Here is a 3,398-nt window from a genome sequence, read left to right on the forward strand (position 1 = left end):
GCGAAACAGGTCGCCGGCTCAAGCGGTGAAACGCGGGACAAAAGATCACCCGCGGCGTTTCGCGGATTTCGACGTAGTACGCGGACGTGCAACGGGCTTTTGAGACGCGACCGAACGGTTCGTCTTCGACGTGCCGGGATCGGTGTTGCCCCTGGGCTTTTTCATGGCGGCGGGGCCGGACTTCGCGGTCGGCGTCGCGACCTTGCCTTTCCGTGCCGATTTCACGGTCACGGACGGCTTCGGCGTGGTCAAAGCAGACTTTCTCGCTTGCGAAGTGGATGGTTTGCGCGTGCGGTTGCCTCGGACCGTGCCGGCATCTGCAAAGGGTTCCGTGTCAATGTCGATACCGAACACATCGCCCAGAACCGCATTATCGAGCAGCTTGCCGGACGCCGGGACTTTTCCCGCCCCGGACAAATTCGCGCCTGTGTGATTGACGAGATCGGAAGGGTCAACGCCACGCAACGTAAAGAGCAATTCGGGCTGCTGGTCGAGTCGTGCGCCAATGCCGTAGAGTACTGCCGCGATGTGCTTGCACATCACCGCCCAATCCAGGCAGTTGCAACCGAACCTGATATCTTTCGGTGCGGGGAAAAGCCCGGTGCCGGGCTTGCAGATGCGGCCCATCACCGCAGCCGATAGCTTACCCAGCAGCAATTCGACCATAGAGTCAATCGACGACGAACAATCGGCGCTCAACGCGCGCCACTGCCTTTCCGGACAGGCGGCGACCTCAATTGTGATCTCGTACAGGCTTGAACCCATCACCTGCGCATGGATCTTGCCCTTTGTAATCTGCAGATCGATCACCGAACCATTGCGCACGTAGGTGCGCCCCCTTGGCAGGCGGCTATCGTAGTCGCTGTAATGCTCCAGATTATCGCACCACGCTTTGCCCCAGAAAGTCTTCGCAATGGCCCCGCGATACGGTGCGATGGGTGACAGGGTCTTGCCAGCCTTGGTCGCTCTGGCGGCCAGCTGCTGCGCTTTTTTTCGCCGCTCGGCCACCGGGACGTAAGGTTTCCATCCACCGTAGTTAGCCATCAGCGTTCCTCTCCATGATCAGTTTTCCTGCGCGGAATGAATATCGAGCTTGACAAGATCAAGCAGCTCCTGGTCACTCATTTCGGTCAGCTGCAGTTCCGCACCGCCTTCAAGCATATCGTTCACCAACTGCTGCTTCGATTCGATCAACTGGTCAATCCGATCCTCGACCGTACCCTGGCAAACAAACTTGTGCACCAGAACATTCTTGCGCTGGCCAATGCGAAACGCCCGATCGGTCGCCTGATTCTCTACGGCGGGATTCCACCARCGGTCGAAGTGAATCACGTGAGACGCCGCTGTGAGATTCAGTCCCGATCCTCCCGCCTTGAGCGACAGCACGAAGAACGGYGTTGATTCGTCYTCCTGGAAYTGCCTGACCAGTTCGCGCCGTTTGCCTACGGGCGTACCGCCGTGGAGAATCAAACCCTCCCGGCCGAAAAGGGATCCCAGGAACGCGGCAAGTGGCTCGGTGGTTTCGCGGAACTGGGTGAACACCAGTACCTTTTCCTGCTTCGCCGCGATCACGTCGACCAACTCCCGCATGCGGCCAAACTTGCCGCTGGCTTCGGGGCTCCACGCCGCGTCGCCAAGCCACTGGGACGGATGGTTGCATATCTGCTTGAAACGCATCAGGTAGCTTAATACGATGCCTTTGCGTTCAATACCGTCGGCACCCTCGAGCGCCGCCGCCAGGTCCTTGACCGCGCGTTCGTACAACGCGGCCTGGACGGGGCTCAGGTGGCACCACGCCTTGAGTTCGGTCTTTTCCGGGAGATCGGCGATCACACGCCTGTCGGTTTTCAGACGGCGCAAGATATAGGGCCGCACAAGCGTGCGAAGCGGACCGAAATGCTCGATTTTYGCCAAACGCCGGCTGAGATCGGCAAATTCCTTGGCCGAGCCCAACAGGCCCGGATGCGTGAAATCAAAAATGGACCACAGATCCGACAAGCGGTTTTCCACCGGGGTGCCCGTCAGGGCGATACGTGACTGGGCCTGAAGCTTCTTKACCTGTTTCGTCTGCCTGGCGCCGGGATTCTTGATCGCCTGGGCYTCGTCGACAATCGCGATGCGCCACTGGATCGTTTCCAGACCGGGTTGACGCAGCAGCGAACCGAAACTGGTAATGACGAGGTCTGTCTGCGTAAGCTGCGTGTCATTCAGTGCGCATAGTTCTTCTGCAGGCGTCACGGACGGGTGAGCCACCAGCACACGCAGGCCGGGTGCGAAGCGTTCAGCTTCCGCTGCCCAGTTTGCCAGCAAGGACGCGGGTGCGACCAGCAGGCTGGGGCGCGAGTCGGCCTGTTCGCGCTTCAGGATCAATAGCAGGGAGAGTACCTGCATCGTCTTTCCGAGGCCCATGTCGTCGGCCAGACACGCGCCCAGCCCGAGCCGGCGGAGCAGGTATAGCCATCGCACGCCGGCTTGCTGGTATGGCCGAAGCTGGGCTCTCAGGTCGGGGCCCGGATCGACCTGCGCCAACCCTTCCGGTTGGCGCAAATGCCCAAGCGTCTCTGCCAGCCAGTTTCCTGCAACGACCTGTGCCCAGTCGCGCTCGTCGGAGCCTTCAGCTTCGCCGCCTGATACGCCCGCGAGGAGACGCAAGGCATCGTTCAACGGCAGCCCCGATTGCGCGGCCTTCTCCAGACTCTCGAAGCGTTGGAGTACGTGGCCGAGCTTTTTCGTGTCCACTTCGATCCAGCGTCCACGAATCCACTGGAGACCGTCGGCCCCCTTGAGCAGACGCCGGATCTCGGCCGGACTTAACGCTTCGCCATCGAGCGACACCTCCATTCTGAAGTCGAGCAGCGCATCCTTGCCGAGGAGCGACGGAGGCCGTGCCCCAACGCTGGCCTTGACCGCAGGTCGCGCGGGGCGGCCCGTCGCCCAGGTAGCTGGTAGCCGGACCATGATTCCGGCAGATTCCAGAGCGGGCAAATCGCAGAGAAGACGGTAAGCGTCAGCCGGCATCCAGCGCAACGGGTGGTATATTTCGCGCGAATCGAGCATCGCACGAAGCCAGTCGCAGCGTTCAGCGGCGCGCTGAACCGGCATCAGGAGAGAGAGCAGCTTCGCCTTGTTCCGCGCACCGGAAAATTCCTCGAGCGCCCGCGAAAGTGGTTGATGTTGTGTCTTGCCATGGGCCGATATGCGCGCTGCGTAGGTTGCCAGGAAGGCGAAAGGGGCTTCAGGATCCTTGCGGTTTTCGGCAAGGTTGAAGTGAACACGGCCCACAAGATTCCAGGCAGGATGACGCGACTTGAGAAATGCCTGAAGCGACTCCCCCGTGCTCGCCAGCTCATCACGTAAAGCGGTGTCGATTTCGCCCCACAGTGCCGCCAGGACATCCG

2 protein-coding genes are annotated in these 3,398 nt (G+C 60.8%); both read right to left on the bottom strand.

The annotated features are described in order from the left end of the window. Positions 1-45: 45 nt before the first annotated feature. Entirely contained in the window at positions 46-1,044 is a 999-nt protein-coding gene (locus GCT13_RS47185) for a hypothetical protein (protein WP_087740251.1), read from the bottom strand. 18 nt (positions 1,045-1,062) lie between these two features. Beyond that, positions 1,063-3,398, bottom strand: a 2,336-nt coding sequence (locus tag GCT13_RS47190) for a DEAD/DEAH box helicase (protein WP_152768383.1), incomplete at its 5' end; no start/stop codon positions are given.

The organism is Paraburkholderia franconis, assembly GCF_009362735.1.
Lineage (GTDB): Bacteria > Pseudomonadota > Gammaproteobacteria > Burkholderiales > Burkholderiaceae > Paraburkholderia > Paraburkholderia franconis.

Coding starts and splice junctions, on each gene's coding strand:
- GCT13_RS47185 (WP_087740251.1), bottom strand. CDS start 1,044: ATGGCTAACTACGGTGGATGGAAACCTTACGTCCCGGTGGCCGAGCGG.